Origin of the sequence: Bacteroides sp., from assembly GCF_030151085.1 — a bacterium.
Taxonomy (GTDB): Bacteria; Bacteroidota; Bacteroidia; order Bacteroidales; family Bacteroidaceae; genus Bacteroides.
This window is the reverse complement of record NZ_JASLER010000044.1, coordinates 90,817-116,121: the sequence shown is the minus strand read 5'-3', so window position 1 is coordinate 116,121 and position 25,305 is coordinate 90,817. Positions and strand designations below refer to the sequence as shown.

13 protein-coding genes and 1 pseudogene are annotated in these 25,305 nt (G+C 48.0%); 6 read left to right on the top strand and 8 right to left on the bottom strand.

Annotated features, from left to right (window positions below):
• From Q1W14_RS08435 to Q1W14_RS08410, 6 genes are all read left to right on the top strand, one after another.
• The coding region (locus Q1W14_RS08435; RefSeq protein ID WP_300700671.1) for a response regulator at window positions 1-1,020 on the top strand (1,020 nt) is incomplete at its 5' end.
• Between the two features lie 95 nt (window positions 1,021-1,115).
• Window positions 1,116-3,275: an alpha-N-acetylglucosaminidase gene (locus Q1W14_RS08430; RefSeq protein ID WP_300700668.1), complete on the top strand. Its 2,160-nt coding sequence runs from the start codon at window positions 1,116-1,118 to the stop codon at window positions 3,273-3,275.
• Window positions 3,272-4,339 carry a heparan-alpha-glucosaminide N-acetyltransferase domain-containing protein gene (locus Q1W14_RS08425; protein WP_300700666.1) on the top strand — a complete coding sequence of 356 codons (1,068 nt, stop codon included), beginning with the start codon at window positions 3,272-3,274 and terminating at the stop codon, window positions 4,337-4,339. The genes Q1W14_RS08430 and Q1W14_RS08425 overlap by 4 nt, the downstream gene beginning before the upstream one ends.
• Window positions 4,340-6,664, top strand: a complete 2,325-nt coding sequence (locus Q1W14_RS08420; protein WP_300700663.1) for a GH92 family glycosyl hydrolase — start codon at window positions 4,340-4,342, stop codon at window positions 6,662-6,664. It abuts the gene before it with no gap.
• Between the two features lie 50 nt (window positions 6,665-6,714).
• The gene (locus Q1W14_RS08415) at window positions 6,715-8,124 is read left to right on the top strand and encodes a glycosyl hydrolase family 28 protein (protein WP_300700662.1); all 1,410 of its coding nucleotides are present in this window, start codon (window positions 6,715-6,717) and stop codon (window positions 8,122-8,124) included.
• 33 nt (window positions 8,125-8,157) lie between these two features.
• Complete coding sequence (locus tag Q1W14_RS08410) at window positions 8,158-9,402, top strand: histidine-type phosphatase (RefSeq protein WP_300700660.1); 1,245 nt, start codon at window positions 8,158-8,160, stop codon at window positions 9,400-9,402.
• On the opposite strand, the pseudogene Q1W14_RS08405 reads toward Q1W14_RS08410, so the two are convergent.
• The 8 genes and pseudogenes from Q1W14_RS08405 to Q1W14_RS08370 all read right to left on the bottom strand — a co-directional run bounded on the left by Q1W14_RS08405 (window position 9,389) and on the right by Q1W14_RS08370 (window position 25,304).
• Window positions 9,389-9,805 (bottom strand): annotated as a pseudogene (locus Q1W14_RS08405) (HU family DNA-binding protein). The gene Q1W14_RS08410 and the pseudogene Q1W14_RS08405 sit on opposite strands and share 14 nt — an antisense overlap.
• A 168-nt stretch (window positions 9,806-9,973) precedes the next feature.
• Window positions 9,974-10,516: a hypothetical protein gene (locus tag Q1W14_RS08400; protein WP_300700659.1), complete on the bottom strand. Its 543-nt coding sequence runs from the start codon at window positions 10,514-10,516 to the stop codon at window positions 9,974-9,976.
• On the bottom strand, window positions 10,513-12,786 hold the full coding sequence (locus Q1W14_RS08395) for a GH92 family glycosyl hydrolase (protein ID WP_300700657.1): 2,274 nt from the start codon (window positions 12,784-12,786) through the stop codon (window positions 10,513-10,515). Before Q1W14_RS08395 ends, Q1W14_RS08400 begins: the two co-directional genes overlap by 4 nt.
• 118 nt (window positions 12,787-12,904) lie before the next feature.
• On the bottom strand, window positions 12,905-14,563 hold the full coding sequence (locus Q1W14_RS08390; RefSeq protein WP_300700655.1) for a RagB/SusD family nutrient uptake outer membrane protein: 1,659 nt from the start codon (window positions 14,561-14,563) through the stop codon (window positions 12,905-12,907).
• 23 nt (window positions 14,564-14,586) lie between these two features.
• The gene (locus Q1W14_RS08385) at window positions 14,587-17,619 is read right to left on the bottom strand and encodes a TonB-dependent receptor (protein WP_300700652.1); all 3,033 of its coding nucleotides are present in this window, start codon (window positions 17,617-17,619) and stop codon (window positions 14,587-14,589) included.
• A 527-nt stretch (window positions 17,620-18,146) separates the two neighbouring features.
• A complete protein-coding gene (locus Q1W14_RS08380) occupies window positions 18,147-19,436 on the bottom strand; it encodes a DUF4143 domain-containing protein (RefSeq protein WP_300700650.1) in 1,290 nt (429 codons plus the stop codon).
• 188 nt (window positions 19,437-19,624) lie between these two features.
• The gene (locus Q1W14_RS08375) at window positions 19,625-23,650 is read right to left on the bottom strand and encodes a DUF4062 domain-containing protein (protein ID WP_300700649.1); all 4,026 of its coding nucleotides are present in this window, start codon (window positions 23,648-23,650) and stop codon (window positions 19,625-19,627) included.
• A gap of 115 nt (window positions 23,651-23,765) precedes the next feature.
• Window positions 23,766-25,304, bottom strand: a complete 1,539-nt coding sequence (locus tag Q1W14_RS08370) for a YifB family Mg chelatase-like AAA ATPase (protein ID WP_300700646.1) — start codon at window positions 25,302-25,304, stop codon at window positions 23,766-23,768.
• Window position 25,305 lies beyond the last annotated feature (1 nt).

Sequence of the window (25,305 nt, the reverse complement as noted above, 5' to 3'; positions counted from 1 at the left end):
TCCAAGAAAAGTGTTCGCTATCCCGTTTACGGGCAGAGTGGCACAGGTATCGGACTTTTCCTTTGCAAGCGGATTGTCAATTTGCATGGAGGTACGATTTATGCCCGCAATAATCACGGGCAGGGAGCTTCCTTCCGTATTCTGATGCCGTTACTGCCTTGCGATGGGGTAGAAGAGACGATAGCTGAAACCTCGGAACCGATAGAACATAACAATACTCCTGCCTTGCAGTCAACCGAAGAACCACAGAAGAAAGAAGCTATTCTGATTGTAGAGGATAACAAGGACATGCGCTCCTATATCCGCATGCTGCTTGCCGCCGATTACCGTCTGTTTGAGGCGGGTGATGGCGAAGAAGCACTGGAGATTGTACAGAAGCAGAGTGTTGACTTGATTGTGAGCGACCTGATGATGCCTGTTATGGACGGTATGGAGTTGTCCCGTCGTATCAAGGAGAATCTGGCTACGTCGCACATACCTTTCCTCATGCTTACAGCGCTTCGTTCAGATGTGCAGGAGAAGCGTAGTTTTGAAATAGGTGTTGATGAATATCTTTGCAAGCCTTTCGACGAGGAGGTATTGAAGTTGCGTATCCGGAATATTTTGAATCTGCGGAATAAGTATAAGAAGATGTTCTCATCCAGTAGTAAGGTAGAAGAACTGCACGTGCGTGAGGAGTCACGCGATAAGACGTTTATCACAAATGCAGTGAACCTAATGACGCAGCATTATGCCGATTCGGAATATAACCTGGAATGCTTTGTGCGTGATATGGGTTATAGCAAAACCCTTGTCAACAAGAAGATGCAGGATTTGACGGGGCAACCTATCGGGCAGTTTATGAAGAACTACCGCTTGAACGTGGCACAACGTATGATTCAAGAGGGGCCGGGTGATATTAATGTTTCCGAGGTGGCCTATGCTGTAGGGTTTAATGACCCGAAATATTTCACGAAGTGTTTCAAGGAGTTCTTCGGATATTTGCCGAGTTCCAAGATATCCAAGGCGGGAAAACAATAGTATATTTACTATTGTCTCCCCATTCTTTTCTATTTTCTCCCTGCCGAAAGCATTAATCGCCTACTTTTGTCACATCATCCTGAACAACGAATACCATGAAAATCAAACTCTGCCTATTTGCTTTGTTTATAGCTGCGCTACCGTTCGGCTTGTTTGCCAATCCCGTAAGTGACCTATTGGAAAGAATAGACCCGGGAGCATCGAAGAAGTTTATCATCGAACTATGTGCCGGTGCCGATGACTTCTTTGAACTGGATCAACGGGGCTCAAAGATAGTATTACGTGGAAACAACTACGTCAATATATCCACCGGACTCAACTGGTACCTCAAGTACTATGCCGGCATCCACCTTTCTTGGAACGGTATGCAGGCCAAGTTGCCACAGATACTTCCACCTGTCAAGCAGAAAGAACGCCATGAGACATCCCTATCCCTCCGATACGATTTCAATTACTGCACCTACTCCTACACCATGGCCTTTTGGGACTGGCAGCGATGGGAGCGCGAGATAGACTGGATGGCTCTGCATGGCATCAATCTACCTCTGGCAGCAGTGGGACAAGAATGTATTTGGTTTAATATGCTTCAAAAGCTAGGGTATTCCAAAGAAGAAATCAATACTTTCATTTCCGGCCCTGCTTTTTTGGCATGGTGGGCAATGAACAACCTCGAAGGCTGGGGTGGTCCTAACCCCGACTCCTGGTACACTCAGCAGGAGGCTTTGCAGAAAAAAATCCTGAAACGCATGCGTGAGTACGGTATCAAACCCGTATTTCCGGGTTACTCAGGCATGATGCCACACAATGCCGACGAGAAACTGGGGCTTACCCTCACCAAGTCCGACCTATGGAATGGCTTCACCCGCCCTGCTTTCCTGCAACCTACTGATCCTCGTTTTGCCGAGATAGCCGAATTGTATTACAGTGAACAGGAACGTCTGTTCGGCAAAGCCAACTACTACTCCATGGACCCTTTTCATGAGCTGGAGAATGCCGAATCAGTAGACTTTGATGCTGCCGGCAAAGCCATCCTTAACGCAATGAAGAAGACAAGTCCACAGGCTACCTGGGTCATACAGGGCTGGACGGAAAACCCTCGCCCGGAGATGATGAAATACCTTGCTAATGGTGACCTGCTGATACTCGATCTTTTCAGTGAATGCCGCCCCATGTGGGGCATCCCTTCCATCTGGAAGCGCGATAAAGGCTACGAACAACACAACTGGCTCTTCTGCATGTTGCTCAACTTCGGTGGCAATGTAGGGTTGCACGGCCGCATGGATCAGTTGCTCGATAATTTCTATTTAACGAAGAACAACCCCTTGGCTGCCCACCTGAAAGGCATCGGCCTGACTATGGAGGGTACGGAGAACAATCCCATGATGTTCGAGTTAATGTGCGAGCTGCCGTGGCGACCGGAGAAATTCAAGAAAGAAGACTGGCTGAAAGATTACCTCTTTGCCCGTTATGGTGCGAGGGATGACAAGATAGAACAAGCATGGATGTTGCTGGGCAATACCCTCTACAACTGTCCCTTCGGCAATAACCAGCAAGGTCCTCACGAGTCCATCTTCTGCGGACGCCCTACGTTGAATAACTTCCAGGCATCCAGTTGGTCGAAGATGCAGAACTATTATGACCCCACTACCTCGGAAGAAGCTGCCCGCCTGATGCTCGAAGTGGCAGATCGTTACCGGGGAAATAATAACTTTGAGTACGACTTGGTGGATATTGTACGTCAGTCTCTATCCGATAGAGCCAGGGTAGTCTATAACCGTGCGATTGCCGACTTCAAGAGCTTCGACAAGCGTAGCTTTGCTAAGGATTCCCAAGAGTTCCTCCAACTTTTGTTGATGCAGGACCGATTACTAGGTACACGTAGTGAGTTCCGCGTAGGACGATGGACGGAGCAGGCACGCAGCTTGGGTACTACTCCGCAGGAAAAAGACCTTTACGAATGGAATGCCCGTGTGCAGATAACCACTTGGGGCAACCGTACCTGTGCCGACGTTGGTGGCTTGCGCGATTACGCCCATAAGGAGTGGAACGGCATTCTACGCGATTTCTACTACAAGCGTTGGGCAGCCTACTGGCAAACCCTGCAAGACCAATTGGACGGCAAGCCCGAAGTGAAACTGGATTACTATGCTATGGAAGAGCCTTGGACATTGGCAAAAAACTCCTATAGCTCGGTACCCGAAGGAGATTGCGTGAATGTAGCTAAGGAAGTGTTTAACTCTCTCCACAACCAATGAAACGGCTTTTGTCACTCGATGTCTTGCGTGGCATCACCGTTGTCGGGATGATTCTTGTGAATAACGGTGGAGGAAAGCTATCATACGACTGCCTGCGCCACTCCGCCTGGAATGGACTGACGCTTTGCGACCTTGTATTTCCGTTCTTCTTGTTTATTATGGGGATTTCCACTTATATAGCATTGAGTAAGTTTCAATTCCAACCTTCCGCTCCGGTTGTGAAGAAGATATTGAAGCGTACACTTCTGATTCTGTGCATAGGCTGGGCCATTCACTGGTTCGACTTTATCTGTGAGGGGGAGTTCTTTCCTTTTGCCCATCTTCGACTGATGGGGGTATTGCCACGCATTGCTTTGTGCTACTGTGCGGCTTCGTTTATAGCATTGTATGTCCGTCACCGATACATCCACTATATGATAGGCGGGTTATTGGTAGGTTATGCCATTCTGCTTTTGGCAGGCAATGGATACGTCGAAGGAGAAAACAATATCCTGGCCTTGATAGACCAAAAACTACTGGGTACGGCACATCTCTACCGCAAGAGCCCGATAGATCCGGAGGGGCTGATCAGTACCTTTTCAGCGATTGCCCATACACTGATAGGTTTCTGTTGCGGCAAACTAATTTTGCAGAAAGCACCTTTGGAGCAGAGGACTTTGAGACTCTTTGTCGCCGGATTCCTGCTGATAGCATGCGGTTTCGTATTGACGGAAGCACTGCCGTTGAATAAACGTATCTGGTCGCCCACCTTTGTGCTTGTCACCTGCGGACTGGCAGCTATGCTTCAGGCCACACTGATCTACTTCATCGACCTGAAAGGCCAGAAGCACTGGTGCCGCTTCTTCGAGATATTTGGTGTCAATCCGCTATTCCTCTATGTATTGAGTGAAGTAGTGGCTATTGTTATCGGCGCCACCGGATGCAAACCCGTTCTTTACGAAGGCATACACGCATGGGTGACGAATGAATACCTCGCTTCGCTCCTCTACGCCCTCCTCTTTACAGGAGTGATGGGAGCTTGTGGGTATCCACTATATAAACGAAAAATATATATCAAGATCTAAATGAAACGAACTGCATATACTTATTGTCCGCTGCTATTGATGGTTGTATGGCTATCCGGCATGGCTTCCTGCTCATCCTCGCAGAAAGGGCTGGGGGAATCATTGGTACAATATATCGACACCCGCGTAGGCACTGCACCGAGCAGTACCCATACCGCCGGCATGTTTGGCAAGCACACCGAGGAGTATGGTCAAACCTTGCCCGCAGTACTTGAACCCAACGGCATGAACTTTTGGACTCCGCAGACGCAGGACACCGAGCAAAAGTGTATGGCTCCTTATTATTATAAAGACAGTCTGCTTCAAGGTTTCCGTAACTCCCACTGGATTGTGGGCGGATGTACCCAGGACTACGGTTCAATGACCTTGATGCCCCTTTTCGAACGTCTTCGTTGTACGCCCCAGGCACGTGCCAGCCGATTCTCACATGAGGATGAAGAAGCTACCCCGGCTTATTATGCCACTACCTTGCCCGATGAGGGTATCCGGGTAGAGATGACCGGACGTTCTCGTTCGGCAATCTTCCGTTTTACCTATTCACAGGCAGGAAAGGGTTATTTAGTGGTTAATCCGAATAGCGACGAGGGACAAGGATATATTACCATTGATACATTAAACAAGCAGATCATCGGCTACAACCCCGTTCATCGCATTTACCAGGGATGGGGCGAGGCAGCCGGCTATAGCGGTTACTTCGTTATCAGCCTGCAGAAGAAGATAACAGACTACGGCACATTCAAAGCGGACTCCCTGGCGCCCCGTATCGCCGATGCAGGTGGTGCCCCACAGATAGGCGTTTATGTCGAGTTCGATGTCACCGCAGGCGAAGAAATCCTAGTGAAAGCAGCTTCTTCTTTTACCAGCCAAGAAGGTGCCTTGCAGAATCTGAAAGCCGAAATCCCCCATTGGGATTTCAACCGTACACACGAGGAACTGACCCGTATATGGGAGCAGCATCTAGCTACCGTACAGGTAGAAACCGATCATCGTGTTGATAAAGAGAAGTTCTATAGCGCCTTCTATCGTGCCTCCTTCCTGCCGCGCACAGTCAACGATGCCGACAGGCGCTATCCGTCCTTTGCCAAGGGCACGCCTATCCGCCGAATGCCCGATGGTGAAACTTACTACGATGATTACAGCATGTGGGATACCTATCGTGCTCTGCATCCATTGGTCAACCTGCTTTTCCCTACCCGAGGAGGCGAGATGATGCAATCTCTTGTATTGAAGTACGAACAAGGGGGATGGCTGCCTATCTTCCCTTGCTGGAATAGTTATACGGCTGCCATGATAGGCGATCATTGCCTTTCCGCCATCGGCGATGCCTATTGTAAAGGCATTCGCAACTTCAATATCGAGAAGGCTTACGAGGGAATGAGACGCAATGCTTTTGAAATTCCGTCCGACTTTACAGAATACCGCAATGGTATGGGTCGACGTGCGCTGGCTTCTTATCTGAAGTACGGTTACATCCCTCTCGAAGATTCCGTTCCCGATGCATTCCATACCCGCGAACAGACTTCGCGAACACTGGAATATGCTTACGATGACTTTGTACTGGCGCAGGTAGCAAAGGCTTTGGACAAGACCGCTGATTATCAGCAGTTGATGCAGCGTGCCACGAATTACCGTCGTGTAATCGATCCCCGTACCGGATATGCACAGGGTCGTCGTGCCGATGGTACATTTCTGAATGAAGACAATGCTTTCAGCTTTGCACGCTTTATCACAGAGGGAGCACCTTGTCACTATACCTGGTATGCGCCTCAAGATCCGTATGGGTTGATGGAATGTATGGGTGGCAAGGATAACTATGTATTGAAACTCGACTCCATGTTCGGCCAGCAGCGCTATTGGCATGGCAATGAACCTTGCCATCAGGTGGCATTTATGTTCAATTATGCCGGTCAGCCCTGGAAGACACAGCGTGCCGTGCGGCATATTATGGAGACTGAATACCTGAATGCTCCCGGTGGATTGTCGGGCAATGATGACGCCGGGCAGATGTCGGCTTGGTATATGTTTGCCGCAATGGGGTTCTACCCCGTTTGTCCGGGCACACCGTATTATCTGCTGGCTAGTCCTTCCTTCCCCAGTCTTACTTTAAATTTAGAGAACGGGAAGACATTTACAGTGAAGGCACAGAATGTATCAGAGAAGAATATATATATCCAATCAGTCCTACTGGATGGAAAGCCTTATACCCGCAACTACATTTCCCATCAACAAATTGTGGATGGTGGCATAATGGAGTTCGTGATGGGAGAGAGCCCAAATGAGACATGGGGGTCACAGAAGGAGGATTGCCCGCCGTCAGTAATGTGAATACCGGGGCTACGAAAAAAGATTTCTTAATTTAGAGTAACTATATACTTATGAGAATAAAAACAATTTTCTTTACCTTGTGCAGTACCTTGCTACTGGCGGCATGCAGTGCCCCGAAGACGGGGAACAGTACTTACAATATCATGGACTACGGCGCTATAGGCGATGGAAAGACCGATGATGCCGCTGCCTTGCAAACCGCCATCACCGTATGTTCACAATCGGGTGGAGGCACAGTCGTTGTCCCTGCCGGGCACACCTTCTTGTGCAGTCCTTTTGAACTGGCATCCTACGTAGAACTTCATCTGGAGCCTAACTCACGCATCCTTGCCAATCCTGACGAGGCGGTTTATACCCAGAGCGCCTTTCGGGATAACCGTGGTGAGGGCATGATGTGGATATTCGGCAAGGACTTGAAACATGTTTCTATTACAGGTACAGGTACTATCGACGGCAATGGCGTAGCTTTCATGGGAAGTGAATTGGAAGATTCCTACGAATTGAAGCCCGTCACCGACTTCGATCCCCGTCCGCACGTACTGACGCTTATTAATATAGAGCAGTTGGTGATAAGAGATGTCACCATCCGCAACAGTGCTTACTGGACGGTTCATCTTATCGGCTGCAATGACGTCTCCATCGACGGTATCAGTCTGCTGAACAACCTCAAGATACGCAATGGCGACGGCATTGACGTAGACCATTCCAAGAATGTTCGTATCGCCAATTGCCATATCGAGTCGGGCGACGACTGTATATGCCTGAAGAATCGCCGTGAATTTGAAGAATACGGTCCTTGCGAAGATATTGTGGTAACCAATTGCACCATGGTGTCCCGCTCGTGTGCCATCAAGATAGGTTCGGAGAATATGGATAAGATAGACCGTGTGTTGTTTAATAACTGCATCATCAAGAACAGCAACCGGGGTATCGGCATTCAGAACCGTGACGAGGGGACGGTAACGAACGTCGTCTTCTCTAATATGATCGTAGACTGCCAGTTCTTTTCCGACGTATGGTGGGGCAAAGCCGAACCCATCTACGTGACATCCTATCCCCGTGCCGTGGGCAATCATAAAGATGCCGGCTGGCGATTCCCCAAAGGTGCTACCGAAGGACGTTGTGGCGAGGTGAGCCGCATCTATTTCACCAACGTGAAGTGTACCAGCGAGAACGGTGTCTTTGTGGGTGGCGATACACCCGATAAGGTGAATCATATCTACTTCAAGGATGTAGACCTGCTGTTGCAGAAGCGTACGGCTTACAAAGGAGGCATTTATGACAAGCGTCCATGTGTAGGCGAAGGGTTTATCCAGGGGCCTACCTACGGATTCTATCTTGATACCGCTTCGGATATTGAGATTACTGATTGCCGGGTTACGTGGGGAGATATTCGTCCCGACCAGGCAACAGAAGGGATTGGACAAAAGAATGTAAGTAACCTGAAGGTCAATAACTAAGTCACTGGTAGACGACCTGACTAATTCGCAACAATGATGAGACGAAGCATATTCTTTATACTCTTTCTGCTGTATGGCTTTTCCGCCTATACGCAGATTACTCCTAGTCTGGAGCAGACGGGAAGCATTTACTATGCCTATCCTGCACCTACTGCTGTAGCTACCCCTGCACCTGCCGGATATGAGCCTTTCTACATCAGCCATTATGGTCGTCACGGTTCCCGTTGGATGACGGCCGATGAGCGATATACCGAGGTAGTGGAGGTCTTCGATTCTCTCTACCAATGTGCAGGTTTGACTCCCCTCGGCATCGACGTCCGCCAGCGCTTGCACCGTGTGTGGGAAGATGCCCGTGGATGCAGTGGCAGCATCACTCCACTGGGCGAACGTCAGCATCGTGAGATAGCCGGACGTATGTTTCAGAATTATCCCCAGGTGTTCCGTGGAGATGCTTTTGTCGATGCTCGTTCTTCCACCTCCCTGCGCTGTGCCTTGAGCATGAGCTACTTTACCGAACGATTGAAGGAATTGAATCCGGCACTTCATGTAGAGCGCCGTGCCTACCACCGATACATGGATTACATTGCCTATACCTCTCCCGAAGGCGAAGAGTTTTCTTCCGAAGCTGCCCCCTGGCGAAAAGGTTTTCGTGATTTTGAGGCGAAGAATGTCCGTCCCGGGCGACTGATGGCTTCACTGTTTGTGCACCCCGATGTCATAAACAATCCCGATGCCATGATGCGCAGTTTGTATTGGATAGCTGCCGACATGCAGAACGTAGAGCTCGACCTCTCTTTCTACGATCTCTTCGAGTACGAAGAACTGTTCGGCATTTGGAAAACGGTGAATGCTCGCATGTACGTCTGCAACGCTGCTGCTCCGCTCAATGGCGGACTGATGCCTCGTTGTGCCGTTCCTTTGCTACGCAATATTCTGGAAAGTGCCGAGGCGGCTATACAGAAAGGTTCCCCGGCTGCTGATCTTCGTTTCGGGCACGATACACATCTTCTCCGCCTGCTTGCCTTGATGCAAGTAGACGGATGCAGCAATCAGGAGTGGGATATGGAGAAATTTCACCTGGCTTGGCAGGATTATCGCATCTCTCCGATGGGTGCCAATTTGCAGATTGTCTTCTATCGCAACGGGGCGAATGATGTGATCGTGAAGTTTCTGTTGAACGAAACCGAAGTAACCCTGCCCATAAAGAGCGTCACCGGGCCTTACTATTCGTGGAAAGCGGTTAAGGCATTTCTCGAAGCGCAAATTAAGGCTGTTTAAGCACTTTGTCCACATCCACCCATTCGAGGTCGGAACTGATGAGCGTCCGTTCGTTGACCTTTCCTTGTTGGTTGCGCCCGTATTCGGGAATGAAGCGTACTTGCGAGGAGGTGATTTGTGTAGCGCTCACCTATTCGGGAGTATCTACCCCCAGTCCTTCGGAGCGGCAAGTGTAATAGAATGTCCCTACACCTTTGAGCTTCACCGAACGTCCGGAGTTCATCATTTCGGCCAGTACAGGGCCAAGATTCATAAGTACCGCATACGTGTCTCCCGGTGTCACGGTGGACATTTTCGATAGTCTTCGGGCTACGTCGTCGGCTGTATAAGGACGTCCCTTGGTTACGGCCATCGGGTGCCACTTATTATCAATCTTCTGTTTTACTTTCTTAAAGAATGCCATACTGGTTCAGTTGATTAGTGAGTTATATTCATACGTTAGGTCGGATGGGAATCATGGCACATGATTGTACCAATCATCCCACATGATTCATGCAATCATGTGGGATGATTCCCTATTCATTCGCAAAGGTAGTATAATTCACTCGTATAGCGATATAGGTTGAGGTATTTATTGTTCTACCGTCCAGTTAATTCCTAACGGATTATTGCGTACCCTCCACACCAACGGGAAGCGTGGATGATCCAATATCCACATCTCACAACCCTCCACTGTATCCTTTACATGAAGCAGGGGTCGGCCTAGGGCTTTCTCTTTTTTATCTACTACCGAATAGGTAGTCTGGTTGTAGACAAACGTGTCCCGTTCCTTCAGTAGCCGGTATGCCGAGAGTGAAAGCAGGGCTACGGTTTCTTCGGCGGGCAGACAGACATGATTGCCGTCTTCGGGCTGAAGGAAACTGAGCCGTATGGCTTGCTCTACCGAGGCACGGCTCATGGCATAGCTACCTGACTGCCATTTAAGGTTGCGCTCTATGCCCCAATGCATATAAAGCGTATCTTGCTTCTCGCTGAACGTAGTCTGATACTTCCGCGTCTGCCCGTGCAGGCTATATACAAACAGGAGTGTATCCGAAACAATGCCCTGCGCCGGGAGACTTCCGGCACAAGAGATACATAAGAAAAGAGTGAGTATAATCTGCTTTTTCATCATTGGTTATTTTCTTGGTTCGACAATAGTTGCTTGCCCCATTCGCCGGGTTTGCGTCCCATCTTCAATATCAATTCACCGCCACCTACGATGTCGGCATGACGAATGGCGGAGTAGGGGTAATCTTTCCCGTTCAAGGTGACGGATTGTATGTATTTGTTCTTCTCCGAAAGCCCTTGGGTAGATATTCTGAATGCCTTTCCATCTTCCAATCGGAAGGTAGCTTCTTCCAGCAGCGGGGTATGAATCAGATAATAGTCGTGCCCTGCATTGGGATACAAACCCATCATGTGAAAGGCAAGCCAGGAAGACATAGCACCGGAGTCATCGTTACCCGGCAGACCTGCGGCGCCATCGCTGTAGTTCTTACCGATGATTTCAAGGACACGGTCGCTGCTACGGTGCGGCTTTCCTATCCAATGGTAAAGGCAGGGAGAGAGGAACGAAGGCTCGTTGTTGACATTAAAGAAACCACGGTCGAAGAATATATCCAGTCGGTCTTCGAACTTCGCAGTGCCACCGCATTGCTCTATCAGTCCCGGTACATCATGCGGAATGCTTAACGAATACTCCCATGAAGAGGCTTCGTAGAAGAACATGCTCCACCAAGGAGTGTACCACGGACCCTCGAAAGTGACAGGCGTATAACGGAAGGTGGGCTTTTGCAGTCGGGATTCACCATAAACGATGTCATCCAGCCAATTGCCTTGTTCGTCACGCGGCAGAATAAAGCCACGGACACCGGCATGTTCGTAGTCGCTGCGCCACAGGTTCTTCCAGTTTCCCGATTGTTTGAGGTAATGGTGGTAGAGGTCGTCCTTGCCTAATCCTTTGGCGACGGTGGCAATGGCATAGTCGCAGAAAGAGTACTCTACGGTGCGATTGCCGGCACGTGGAATGCCGTAGGGGATGTAACCGAGTTGCAGATACGGGGTAAGTCCGCCTCGTCCTTCTGCCTCGTGACGGTCGCCGGGGTCTACGGTGGCATCCTTCAGCATGGCTTGCAGGCCGAGTTCGTAGTCTATTCCTTTCAGACCCTTGACGAAGGCGTCGGCAATTACGATTTCGGCATTGGAGCCTCCTTGTGTACGTCCGTTGCTGTTGCCACTACGAGCGTCGGGCATGTAGCCGTCGCGTTTGTAGATGTTGATGAGGCTGCGTACGATGTCCGTTTCACGAGCCGGGTCTATCAGGGTGATGAGTGGAGAAGAAGTGCGGTACGTATCCCAGATGGCGTAGAAGTCATCGTAATAAGGTTCGGCATCGGCCCAGAGAGGATTCTCGCCGGTACGGTCTACGGGCATTATCATCGTGTGGTAGAGGGCGGTGTAGAACATGCGTTTCTGCGCTTCGGGGGTGCGAGGGGAGATTTCTATCTTGCCGAGCAGTGCTTCCCATTGGTTGAGCAATTGATGGTACACGTCATAGAACGACCAGTGCGGAATGTCGGCGTATGCGTTCTCGCGTGCTTTCAGTGCACTGAGGAAGGAGATACCTACCTTCAGTTGTACCACTTCCTCCGACTGCTTGAATTGAAGCAATGCGCCCGTCTTCTGTTGCGAGTCGGATTGATACTTTGCATCGCTTATCTTGTCGGCTTTCCAAGTTGCCGTATGTACGAAAGGCTTGTCTGTTTCGGCATAGAAATAGACCGTATAGGCACGTCCGTTGTTCCATCCTCCCCGGATACGGGTGTACCCCATTACTTCGCGGTCGGAAATAATCTGTACTTCGGAACCTACAAATTGTTGTGCTTCGCGTGCATCGGGTGTGGGGCTTTCACCTAAGAAGAAGCCTGCATCAATAGCCAGTGATTTCAGTGAGTCTTTAGGATAGGTAAAGCGGTAGAAGGAAGCCCGGGGTGCGGTGGTTATCTCGGTCTGTATATCCGAAGTCTGAAATCGGGTGGAGTAATAGCCCAGCCGGATGGTTTCGTCCTTGCGGTAGTCGATATGACGGGTGCGGTTCATTCCTTCGGAGAAAGGCATTACCAAGATATTGCCATACTTAGGACCGCCACCCGTTCCGCTGACGTGTACCTGTGAGAATCCATCTACCTGTTTGGGCATGGGTAACCAACCACTGTTAGGACTTGCAGTGCAGTCGGGCGAGGGTTTCACCATACCAAATGGGCAGGAGGGACCGATAAAAACCCGTCCCAGTCCTTCGGAGCCGATGCGTGGGTCGACGTAACTGTGGAGTTTGGTTGTCTGTGCAAAGAGGCTTGCTACGGAAAGTAGTAGTGCAGGGAGTATAAGTATTCTTTTCTTCATTTGTACGGGGTTTTACTGTACGATAAAAGCCAGGCACTGCAATTGATAAAGCAAAAAGTACCAATTGCAATGCGAGGCTTCTACATTTTTAAAACTCTAAATAAAAACGTTTCTTTGATTAATATCCTGCATTCTGACTCCAGTTCGTATTGGTATCCAGCATACCTTGCGGCAATGGGAAGATACGATTGGTCAGTTTGGTCTTAGCAGTAGGGTTGACAATGTTCTTAAAGCCCCAGTCACGTTCGTAAGCACCGAAGCGAATCAGGTCGTTACGACGCCAGTTCTCATCGAAAAACTCGCGGCCACGCTCATCGAGTAACTCATCCAATGTGGGATTACCACTAATCTGAGGTGCGTTTACGTAGGAACGTATTTGGTTGAACAAGCTTGCCGGGGTATCACCATTGGTAGCAGAGCCTCCACGTAAGATAGCTTCGCACTTGGTCAGCAGAATATCGGCAAGGCGGAAGATAGGCACGTCGTTGCTCTGATTACGGCTGTATTGATTGTACTCGTTGATGTAAGCCGCGAACTTCAGTGAACGCCAGCCTTGTGTCCAACCTTTCATATCGGCTCCAGTATTCAGATTGTCGTAGCTGGGACCTAAAGGTATGGTATTTCCGTTTTCATCGGTAATAGCTTTCAGCGTAATGCTCTTCGACATGGTGACGGGCTCACCTTTATACATATTGCGTACCGTTGTTTTTTCGGCGGTCGTAGCATCAATCTGATAGATATCGCCACCAACCACACAGTCATTGCGGCGGTCGCCTTCCAAGGAGAACAGATTGGCGAATTCTTCGGTCATTACTACATTACCACCTACAGAGTTGCTCATGGCTACGGTATAGAAACCGGCACCACTGCCACCATCGTTCTGACCACGACGCCAAGTGCGGAAACGGGCATAGTTCATACCGGTGCGAGTCACACAATCGTAGGGCATGGCATAGATGAAGTCCTTTATTTGCGGGCCATTGTTATACAGGAACTTCGATTTGTAGTCTTGGCGTATATCGAACAGGTCGGACTGGATAATATCGTCGCAGGCAGCTATACATGCGTCCAATTTCTCATTGCTTGCCGTAGCCGACCAACTGGCATTTGTTACGTCTTGGGTATATACATTCCAATTAATATACAGTTTGGCTAGTAATGCATCTACCATCCAGCGGGTGGGTTTACCGTATGTGGCGATATTTACATCTGTTGTCATATCATCGATTATAGCCAGTAGTTCAGTCTCAATCCAGCGGGCTACATCGGCACGGGGAGCACGGGCTACAGCTTCTTCTTCATCGGGAATGCGATCGAGGATGGGTACATCACCAAAGCAATCCATCAGGATAAAGTGATAGAATGCACGTGCGGCACGTACGGGAGCGATAGCCGTGGGAGATGCATCGTCACCACCCAAGTCTACAATAACTTGGTTGCACTTCGTGATACCACCTGCCAAGTCGCCATACCAACCGATACAGGCATCATTGGCCATTGAATTGTGTAGGGATGGGTGGGCATTGTTGCCGGAGTCATAGTAATCACCATCGAAACTCACCCCCATAGCTTCGTCGGTTGAGAAGGTAATCAACTCATTGTAACGGCGGTTCAGCGGACCGGCAAAGGCATAATATACATCGGAAGTCTTGGCCTCAATGGCAATTTCCGAGTCGGGATATTTGGTGTAAATAGACTTCACATCCACATCCAAATCTGTACATCCGGTTGCCAGTAGGGCTAGCAATGCACCGGAGAGAATATATTTCTTATTCATAGCTTTCAACTGTTTATATTATTTTAGAAATTTACATTTACACCCAACATGAATGTGCGTGTACGTGGATAACGGGTAGAACGGTCGTCAATACCGGGAGCTGTACCACCCAGACTGATTTCGGGGTCGGTACCCTTGTAGCCTGTTAGTGTGAATACATTGTTGCAAGTGGCATAAATACGGCAGCTGTTTACCCAATCGCTGATTTTGCCAAAGTCGTAACTCAAGGTAAGAGTAGACAGACGCAGGTAGCTTCCATTCTCAATATAACGGTCGGATGGAGCTTGCGAGCGGCTATCGGAAGCCTTTTGTTCGGTGGCTACTTCGGCCAGTACATTCTTACCGGATGAAACCATGGATACGTTGCTGTACTGTGCACGGGTAGCATTGTATATCTTGTTGCCTAAAACACCTTGGAAGAATGCAGTGAGTGACCACTTCTTGTAGGAGAGTGTGTTGTTCCAACCGTATGTCAGTTTGGGCTGGGCGCTACCGCATTTTGCTTTATCCTTGTTCTGAGGGTCGGTAGTGGTGGCTTGTTTGCCGTCTTCACCCATCAAGGGAGTGCCGTCTTCATTATATTCATAGAATACGGATATACCGGCATCGTTGTAACCTGCCCACTTCCAGGTGTAGAATGTTCCGAGGGGTTCGCCTTCCAATATACGTTGTACGTTGGCTGTGTTATAGCCGCCCAGGTTCAGGTAACCTTTATCCAGATAGCTTACAGAGTAAGTGTTGTTTGAGAGGCTCACTACTTCGTTGACGTTGTGCGACAGGTTCAGACTGGTTTCCCAAGTGAAGTTGCGTATCTTTACCGGAGTAGCATTGATGGTCAGTTCGATACCCTTATTGCTGATTTCACCTACATTGGCATCCATCCAGCCGAAAGGATAACGATTGGTTGATACGCTGTAGCCGTTAATCAAATCTTTGGTACGTTTGTCATAGTACTCGATAGTACCACCTAAGCGGTTATTCAGTAAGCTGAAGTCAACACCGATATTGAACATGCCTGTGCGTTCCCATTTCAAATCCGGATTAGAGTTACGGGTAGCAGCAAGTGTGCGGTATGATTGCGTAACGCCATCTGCATCGGTATAGCTGAACCAACCTGATCCACCGTAAGTCTGGCGTGCAGTAAAAGCATCGAAGCCCAGTGAGTTACCACTTACTCCGTAACCTACGCGGAACTTCAAGTCGTCAAATAAACTCTGATTCTTCATGAAGTTCTCTTCAGTCACACGCCATGCCAATGATACGGAGGGGAAGGTACCCCAACGATTGTTCTTGCCAAAGGCGGAAGAACCGTCACGTCGAATGGTAGCTTGGAACAGGTACTTGCTGTTATAGCTATAATTTACACGACCGTAGAATGAAATCATGCGCAGGGTAGACAGTCTCTTGTCATCTTCGCTGTTGATGCCGTCGATATTCATATTGTTGGCCATTGCCATATTGTACCATTTCAGGTCGTCATTGTAGAAGTTGTATGCAGTCAGGCCGAAACCATCATGATCGTCGCTTTGTTCCCAGGAATAACCTGCCAACAAACCCAGCTTATGCTTCTCGGCGAATGTCTTGTCGTAGTTGAAGTAAGCTTCCATCTGCTTTCTGATACTCTCGGTAGTAATGCGTGTTGCTTGACCATGGCGGGAGGCAGTAGCGGTGAGTTGTGAGTTGGAAGTATTATAGTTATTATAGATCCACTGCTGGTTCTGATAAGACATATTGAAGTTGAACTTCAAGCCATCTACGATATCGAGGGTAGCTTTGGCAATGCCTTGCAGGTATTTGTTCTTGTTGTTGTACAAGTCTTCGTAAATCATGGACATCGGGTTCATGTTCTGCGAGATGTCCTGACGACGGTACCAACTGCCATCGGCATTCTTTACCGGAGCAAGCGGAGAGTAATAGTACATGGCATCGTAAACACTTTCGCCATTCAATGTACCGGTAGGAACGGTATTGGCTTCTGTTACACTGGCATTTACACTGAACGATAATTGCAGGCGGTCGTGCAAACCTTTGGTTTGTACGAATGAACGGGCAGTAATGCGTTCCATGTCGCTGCCACGAATCACACCTTGCTTGTTCATATAGTTGATACTGGCGCTATAGCTGGTCTTCTCGTTACCACCATTGATGCTGAGGTTATGATTGTGGGTCAGGGCAGTGCGTTGTACTTCGTCCTGCCAGTTAGTGTTGGCGCCTTCGTCGTTGAGCAGAGTGATGTTGTTGGCTTTAGCATAAGCACGTAGTTCGCTGGCATTCATTACATCCAGGTTCTTCATAATATTGTCAGCAGCCACATAACCGCTGTAGCTGATGGTAGTACGGTCTTTGCTACCCTTCTTGGTAGTTACGATGATTACACCGTTGGCTGCTTTGGAACCGTAGATAGCTGTGGCGCTGGCATCACGTAATACGTCAATACTCTCGATGTCTTCGGGTGCTACGAGCGAGAGGCTCACACCGGGCACACCGTCGATTACGTAATAAGGCTCCATAGCTGCACCATCGCGCAATGAGGAAGAACCACGCAAAGTGATTGAACCTGAACCGGAAGGGTCTGAAGTATTGGTTACCGTCAATCCCGGTACCTTACCTTGCAGCAATTCCGAAGGAGATGAGAAAGCACCCTTGTTCAGTTGGTCTGCTTTTACGGTGGTGATAGACGAAGTGACATCCTTACGGGTCATGCTTCCATAGCCTACTACTACTACTTCATCCAATGTTTGGCTATCTTCTGCCATTACTACATTAATCGTGTTTTGAGTTACCTTTATATCTTGTCTGATGAATCCGATAAAGGTAAAGATGAGTGTTTTCCCCTTATCTGCGGCTATGGAGTATTTACCGTCAAGGTCGGTTATGCAACCGGTGGTAGTGCCATCTATCAATACATTGACACCGGCCAGTGGTTCACCTGTCTTGTCTGTTACAGTACCGGTCACCTTGTTTTGGGCAAATGCTAAGGTACTACTTAGCAAGAACATAACAAAGAGCACTCTTTGCGCAAATGTTCTTTTTCTTTTTAATTGTACATTCAGCATAAAATAAAGTTTTAGTTAGAATTATTGTTCGCTTCTTTATATTTATAAATATTATTTCAGATGCAAAGGTACAGGTTGTATGTTACAAATATATCTCATATATATTATATATTATTGTAATACATTGAAAGATAAATACTTACTATGAGTATGGTAAAAAGAAATCCTGCCTCACATTACTGTTTTATAAATAAGTAATGTAAAGAATGACTGATATCAATCAGATTGCTCCTTTTGATAAGAGCCAATCTGGGGAAAAAGGGGAATACTTCTTTGCCTCCATAGCTTATTAGATTTTTAACAGGAGCAAAGCTACGGTAATAGAGGCAAAGTAAGGGAGAAAATGATGCAAATAAGGGGGAAAATAGTGAACTCCTGTTCTTTTATAGATTTTATCCTGCCCAGTCCTCTCTATCCAGATTCCTGTATCCGATGGCTTCTGCCAGGTGTGCAGCCTGTATTTCCAACTGGTTTTTCTTCTTGAACATGATTTGATATGGTATTTGTTCTTTTCATGATGCATAACTTTAATCTTTCAGGCAAGCCAATGGTATGACCTTTATGCCATCAGGGCGAGAATAGGCCATTTGTCCTCCTGTCATGACAATCAGTAAGTCTGGTTCACGTAGAGGCACCTGCTTTTCCTCTTTATTATGTTCCTGAATGAGCCGTTTGATTTCCAACAGGTGACTGGCACCATCTTCGATTTCATGGCTGCCAAGTTTGCATTCAATGAGTGCATAACGACTATCGGAGAGGTGCAATACGAGGTCTGCTTCCAGCCCGTAGCGGTCACGATAGTATGACAAGGCACCATCATGGGATGCAGAATAAGCCCTAAGGTCTCTTGCGCACATTTGCTCGAAGATAAAGCCAAAGGTTTTCAGTTGGGTCATCAGCGCGTCAGGAGTCAAGCCAAGTGCGGCAACCGCAATGGAGGGATCACAGAAAGCACGCTTCGGCCGACTTTGTATAACAGTCTTACTCCTGATAGAAGGGCACCAAGCATCGATGTCCATAATAACAAAAAGCCTTTCCAATGCATCCACATAACTGTCGAATGTAGGGCGGGTACACTCGATATTATCTGCTGCTGTAACGTCTGTCAGAATGGAGGTTGATTTTGCCAACGTTGAAATGTTTCTGGCGTATGATTTCAGAATCCTGTTTGCCAGTTTCTGATTTCTCCTAACTCCGTCTATCTGAGAAATATCTTTCTTATACACAGATTTGACATACTCAGTGGCAACAAGCAATTTAGCCTTATCGTTCTTCAGATTCAAAGTTGCAGGCCATCCGCCTCTGCAGGCGGCAAAAATGATTTCCTCCATCGCCATCCCAGACTGAGCAAAGACCTCCATCTCTGGGTTATCAAACAGATCCATCAATGAAACAGAGCCATTTGATTCTCCATATTCCCATAAGCTCATAGGAAGCATCTGCATTCGTGAGATGCGTCCTGTACCACTATGATGAATCTTGCTGTCATCAACAGCGTTCGAACCAGTCATAATGAACTGACCTGGCAGTCCTCGTTCATCGACTTTTGTCCTTACGGCATCCCATAGCATAGGCGCATCTTGCCACTCGTCTATCAGACGAGGTACATTACCCTCCAGCAAGAATGAGGGCTTTGTCATTGCGGTGGCCAAATACTCCTCACGATGATCAGTGTCTTGCAGACTTATGATGCTCTTTGCCAACTGTCTCGCCGTGGTTGTTTTTCCACACCATTTAGGACCTTCTATGAGTACTGCCCCCATCGCATCAAGATGAGCCTTTAGTTGTGTATCGAAAATTCTTTGTAGATATGCCATTTTAGGTTACTGCATTATTGAATTGTTATCTGAGTGCAAAGGTAACCATTTATAATTTAATAGCAAATCTATTTTTAATATTTGAGATGATTCATTTGCAATATTTGAGATGATTCGTTTTATATTTTTGCTGTAAAAACAATACTTCCTCATTCAGAGCACCCAATAAGTTCAGAAAATATGATTATTTACCTGCTTCCCGCATAGAAAAATGAGACCTTCCCACTCCACGACACCGCGGCCAGTCCTTCGCTAGTCTCCTGCCATAAACAAAGGTGCTGCATGTAGGCTTTTGGCCCATGCGTACCTTTTGCTGAGTTTTGATACTCTATAATGCCATCTTTATTGATTTTGAATCGAGAGGTAATGGCCTCTTGTTGAGCTGTTTTTTCTCCTTGCTCTTCCGAAAGTAAAAGCTGGCGGTCTATATCTACCACATGGTTCTTCTTAAACTTATGGAAGATAGCATAGCGTCCCGATTTAGATAGGCGCATCTCATAGCTATTCATTACGCCTACTATTCCTACCATCTCTTCCGGCAAGAATTGAGCAATTACAGTCATACTTTTCGCATCTATCACATGAATAGTGGGATTGAGACTAGCGATATGGTGTCCGCATGCTGCTACGAGCCTGCTTCCATCTTCCGTAAAGCGCATGGCTAGTTTGCCGCCGGCTTGAGCGATGCGCCCGAGTATATGCCCTTCGGGGGAGAGACAAATCAAATCACCCATAGGGTCGGATTCCGAAATCCAGACTCTATCTCCTGCGGGACTTACTGCGCACGACATGAAGTAGGGATAGGTGGTGGCTTGAGATAAGTCTATCTTCATCTCTTTCCCATGATGGATAAGCAATAGGTCGGTGCATCGGTCTTGCACTTCATTCTTTCCGATGGTCACGGCTATCAATTCGCCCTTGCGACTACTCGAAATCGTGTTGATGCCAGCATTGAAGAAGCTATACGATTTCATAGTATCGCATAGGAGCGGTAACCGATAGCAAAGGTTTTGCAGATTATCGTAAGCATAGGCCAGATTTTTGCTAAGGGCTGTGATGCCCTCCATGGAGGTGCTTCTGAGTTGCTTGAAGGTAAATTCCGCATATTTCACCACGTAGCATTTACTATGCTCATACTCATTGATTATGATATAATCATCGTCATGAATACCCGCTATCACTGAATTGGTATCCATAAAGCGATAACGGGAGCCACTCCATTGTTTTTCATCCGCATGGATGACTATCAACTGTATGTGATTATTGTTTCGGAGGATGCATTTATCCTCGCTAGCGGCTAGAAGCAGAGTGCTTTCGTCGTCTGCTTTATAATCGTTTAGCGTCATGCCAAAAGATTTATCCTTTACGAGGTCGTAGCGCCGGACGCCATCTGAGGTGCTATACCACAAATAGCGTCCACTCGGGCTGAGTCGGGCGGTGTGGCAACCCCAATTTTGGAGGCCAAATCCTGCTATGAAACAATGGCTCTGATGCCCATACGCCCAAATCTTACCATCGTCAGATAGGGTAATCCAAGTGGGGGAGGAAATTTGGGCATCATGATTCAAAACCTTATGGTGTATATAGTCGTAGATTTGTGCGCCATCTTGCGTGGCTAGCGCATGTATGAGCAAGTTTGGAGTGGCGTCTATGGTTAATATAGACGTATGCATGTCATAGTCTTTTGAATAGCCCAACTCGTCCATATCTTCTATGTGTACTCGATGCTTATGTCTCTTCAGCGACAATATTCGGCTTCCATCGTTGCTCAGCAGGGGATGCTCTCCGCATTTTCCAGACGCATATACGGTGAGGTCGTAGGGACGTGAGTTACACAACCCATCCGGTATCACATCTATTCCTTGCGCTAGACCACGGAGCGGGCTCATCGGATGGGTGTTGGCACAATAGAGCAGGAATTGCTCGTAGGTGCAACGATTGATCTGAGCTAGGTCTTTCTTCAGATTTAAGAAATGCTGGCGATGGACTTCTGTGCAGATTTTGGATAACTCTATCATCAGGTCGAGATCGTTCATCAGGTCACTTCGGTCGAGCATCAATTTGACATGAAGAAACGTAGGGTTTTGAAAGCGGGCGATGACGTTGTCTGTCGGGAGGGAAATATACTTACCAAAAATGTGGTATAGCTGAACGACATACCGATAGTCGCAGAAGGTGGCTTCGTGAATGGCATGCGGGGTTTCTAAGCCTTGATACAACAAAGCCAAGTGATTGTAGGGCGGAAGCAGATCCGTTGGTTGGGATAAATAAATCTCTTGAATGGCTTGAGCCAAGGCATGGTGGTAGATGTAGATCATATTGCCATACTTTCCTTGACGCTGGCGGAAGAAGAACTCCAGATCGTGGTAGAGGCGTGACCACAGAATAGGGGGGATGGTATTACCTTGGATGGAATGGTGGGCGTGCTCCTTGAGGTGCTCCATGAGGGAAGAGTCGAGCGATAGAACTCTTTGCATCTCGGCATGTGTGAGCCCTTGTCGCTCGCAATAAAGCAGGGTGAGGGCACTCTTCACCAGGTGAGCATCGTGATGACGGGCCGAGGTGAGAGTGTGAAGCACCAGACGAAGCAGACTGGTAAAGTCGGAGGGTGGTGGGGGAATTGTCTCATAAGAGGCGAAACCACAAAGGTAGTCACCCAGTAGGGTGAGATATATGGGCCGTTTGTCCGAAGAAGCGATGGCTTGTTCTACTTGCCAACATTGGTCGGGAGTGAGCACTCTGCCTTTTTCTACCAAAAGGCCACCGACGAGCCTTAGGGCATCTACCGGAGGCAGAGTGTCTAGAGTGTGTCGTTTAAGATGGGTCTGAGTCTTGGCTATGCGTGGGTCATCGGTAGAGGTAAGGATGACACGTACCAGTGGACTTAATTCGCAATCAATCCATCTTAGGGCGAAGCATTCGTCTGAGTCTTCGTCGATCAGCTGGTCGAACCCATCAATCAAAATGAGCAGGGGACGCCCTTCTTTTATCTGATGAAGACGGGTATCGAACATTTCTGTAGCAGACTTATAGGTGTCCCATACCGATGCGGGCTCACTGCTAAAGCCGGGTAAATCTTGCATAGTCCATCGGATTAACGGGTATAATCTTCGCATCTCTGTCCAGATGCTATTGAGCAGGTGGGCGCCATCTGAAGTGGCTTCTGTTTCGCCACAAAAACGGCAGATGACGTTGTGTGTAGCTTCGTATCGTTGATAGATTTGGGCGATGAGCGATGACTTGCCGGAGCCGGAGGCCGACACTATATAATAGGTGTGGTTGGCCTGAGCATCATGGATGTAGGCATCAATGGATTGTAATTCTTTTTCGCGACCTACAAAAAACCTCTGCTTTTCGATGGCTATTTTATGGTGTTTGTCGCTTTCGGTTTCTAAAGGATGATATTCGCTGATGGTATGGTCGATGACTTTTCGTAATCGGATTCCCATCTCTTGCTTGAAGCGATGGGTAAAAGAGGTGGATTGATAAGCTTGATAAGTGAGCGTTTCAGAGTAGAGATTGGGCTCATCGAGGGCGACTTTGAGCTGATTATGGAGGGATGCGACATCGTCTGTACTTTTGGTTTCTATAAATGTGGATGCTAGGGATTGCGGTACTTGGGTGAGCTGGCGAAGATAGGCTACGACATGCGAGTGCCCCTCGGGGTCGTGGGCATTGAGTATGCCATCTTTAATTTCTATCTCGGTAGCTGAAGGCAGGTGTTCGTTGAATAAAGCTATGAGAGGAAGATAGACTTCGCGTTCCCATACCGGGGAGTTGGTATAGCGTCCCTCGCGAGGCTGGAGGATATACTGGGCCTCTTCAAAATAGTTGGTATCTGCCCGGTACCAAATCTGCATAAGTTTGCGTTGGGCATTGTTCATCTTCGCTTGTAATGCTTCCATCTGATGGGCAGGTAGTGTTTCGGGCAGGGGAATCCATCCTCTTCGTTGGCCGGAGAGGATGATAAAATTGGGCTTGGGTGACATTTGTTGGCATCGGGCCAACTCAGCTCTGCATATCTGAATGGTGCGATTGTCGAGTCCTGCTTCTTGGGTGATGCCCCATCGAAGGTCTACATATTCTATCTGCCACCCTTGAGGTTGATATTCAGAGGCTAGTTCGGCCATGAGTTCTTGTAGCAGATTTCGCTCAATGGTCATATCGGCAAAAGTGCTACTGATGAAAAAGCGGATGTATCGCTGTGGTAACATAGGGCTTATGTATTATAGTGATTCTTTTATCCAAGTTAGTAAACTTTGCGACATTTTTCGAATGTATTTCATAAATCAACATGATTTTCTACGAAAAATTACCCTAACTATCTTTCTACCCCGCCCAGCCCTCTCTGTCCAGATTGCGATACCCGATAGCTTCCGCTAGGTGTTGCGACATGACGGTTTCACTGCCCTCGAGGTCGGCAATGGTGCGCGCCACCTTCAGGATGCGGTCGTAGGCACGAGCGGAGAGGTTCAGACGGTTCATGGCATTCTTGAGCAACGCCAGTCCGGCATCGTCAGGGCGGGCATATTGCGCAATGAGGCGGCTGCTCATCTGCGCGTTGCAGTGGATGCCGGGCTCACCAGCATAGCGCTCCGTCTGCCGCTGGCGGGCGTCCATGACTCGCTCACGAATCACGGCACTGCTCTCCGCAGGTCGCGCGTCGCTCATCTTCTCGAAGGGAACAGGAATTACTTCGATTTGAATGTCTATGCGATCTAACAAAGGTCCTGATATGCGGTTCAGATACTTCTGTACTTGTCCGGGGCTACATACACAAGCTTTTGTAGGATGGTTATAGTATCCGCAAGGGCATGGATTCATAGAAGCCACTAACATAAAACTGGCAGGATATTCTACATTGCATTTGATACGGGCCACCGTTATCTTTCGGTCTTCCAAGGGCTGACGAAGTACTTCCAGTACATTACGTTGGTATTCGGGTAGCTCGTCGAGATATAAAATACCATTATGTGCCAGGCTAATTTCACCCGGTTGAGGAAAACTACCACCACCGGTCATGGCTACGGTCGATATGGTATGATGTGGATCACGAAATGGACGTTTGGATATAAGTCCGCCATTACTACCTAGCTTGCCGGCAACGGAGTGTATCTTGGTTGTTTCAAGACTTTCGCCTAACGATAGGGGAGGAAGTATGGATGGTAACCGCTTTGCCAGCATGGATTTACCACTTCCGGGGGCACCGATCAGAAGAATATTATGACTTCCGGCAGCCGCTACCTCCAAAGCTCGCTTCACATTCTCCTGCCCTTTTACTTCTGCAAAGTCAAAGTCGAAGTCACTTTGTTGGTTATAAAACTCTTCACGGGTGTTGACGAGTGTAGGTTCTAATGCTTGCTTTCCGTTAAAGAATTCAATAACTTCCTTGATATTTTCTACTCCGTACACATGCAGGTTGTTTACAACTGCCGCTTCTTGTGCATTTTGTTTAGGTACAATCATACCCTCGAAACCGAGTTCTCTTGCTTTGATAGCAATAGGAAGTACTCCTTTGATAGTTTGTAAGCTGCCGTCGAGACTAAGCTCTCCCATTAGCAAATATCGGTCTAGTTTATCCGATTGAATTACTTCACTGGCAGCGAGCATGCCGATAGCTAAAGGTAGGTCGTAGGCAGAGCCTTCTTTACGGATATCTGCCGGAGCCATATTGATAACAATGTTGCTGGTCGGCATCCGGTAGCCGTTAACTTGCAGGGCGGATATAATACGCTGGTGGCTTTCCTTTACTGTTGAGTCCGGTAGACCGACTAAATAGAACATACAGCCTCTGGAGCTGTTGACTTCGATAGTGATGAGGGTTGCATCGATACCTTGAACAGCCGCTCCGAATACTTTAATGAGCATT

Bases quoted from the DNA above. Each gene is read 5' to 3' on its own strand.
- Q1W14_RS08430 (WP_300700668.1), top strand. From the start codon at position 1,116: ATGAAAATCAAACTCTGCCTATTTGCTTTGTTTATAGCTGCGCTACCG.
- Q1W14_RS08425 (WP_300700666.1), top strand. From the start codon at position 3,272: ATGAAACGGCTTTTGTCACTCGATGTCTTGCGTGGCATCACCGTTGTC.
- Q1W14_RS08420 (WP_300700663.1), top strand. From the start codon at position 4,340: ATGAAACGAACTGCATATACTTATTGTCCGCTGCTATTGATGGTTGTA.
- Q1W14_RS08415 (WP_300700662.1), top strand. From the start codon at position 6,715: ATGAGAATAAAAACAATTTTCTTTACCTTGTGCAGTACCTTGCTACTG.
- Q1W14_RS08410 (WP_300700660.1), top strand. From the start codon at position 8,158: ATGATGAGACGAAGCATATTCTTTATACTCTTTCTGCTGTATGGCTTT.
- Q1W14_RS08400 (WP_300700659.1), bottom strand. From the start codon at position 10,516: ATGATGAAAAAGCAGATTATACTCACTCTTTTCTTATGTATCTCTTGT.
- Q1W14_RS08395 (WP_300700657.1), bottom strand. From the start codon at position 12,786: ATGAAGAAAAGAATACTTATACTCCCTGCACTACTACTTTCCGTAGCA.
- Q1W14_RS08390 (WP_300700655.1), bottom strand. From the start codon at position 14,563: ATGAATAAGAAATATATTCTCTCCGGTGCATTGCTAGCCCTACTGGCA.
- Q1W14_RS08385 (WP_300700652.1), bottom strand. From the start codon at position 17,619: ATGCTGAATGTACAATTAAAAAGAAAAAGAACATTTGCGCAAAGAGTG.
- Q1W14_RS08380 (WP_300700650.1), bottom strand. From the start codon at position 19,436: ATGGCATATCTACAAAGAATTTTCGATACACAACTAAAGGCTCATCTT.
- Q1W14_RS08375 (WP_300700649.1), bottom strand. From the start codon at position 23,650: ATGTTACCACAGCGATACATCCGCTTTTTCATCAGTAGCACTTTTGCC.
- Q1W14_RS08370 (WP_300700646.1), bottom strand. From the start codon at position 25,304: ATGCTCATTAAAGTATTCGGAGCGGCTGTTCAAGGTATCGATGCAACC.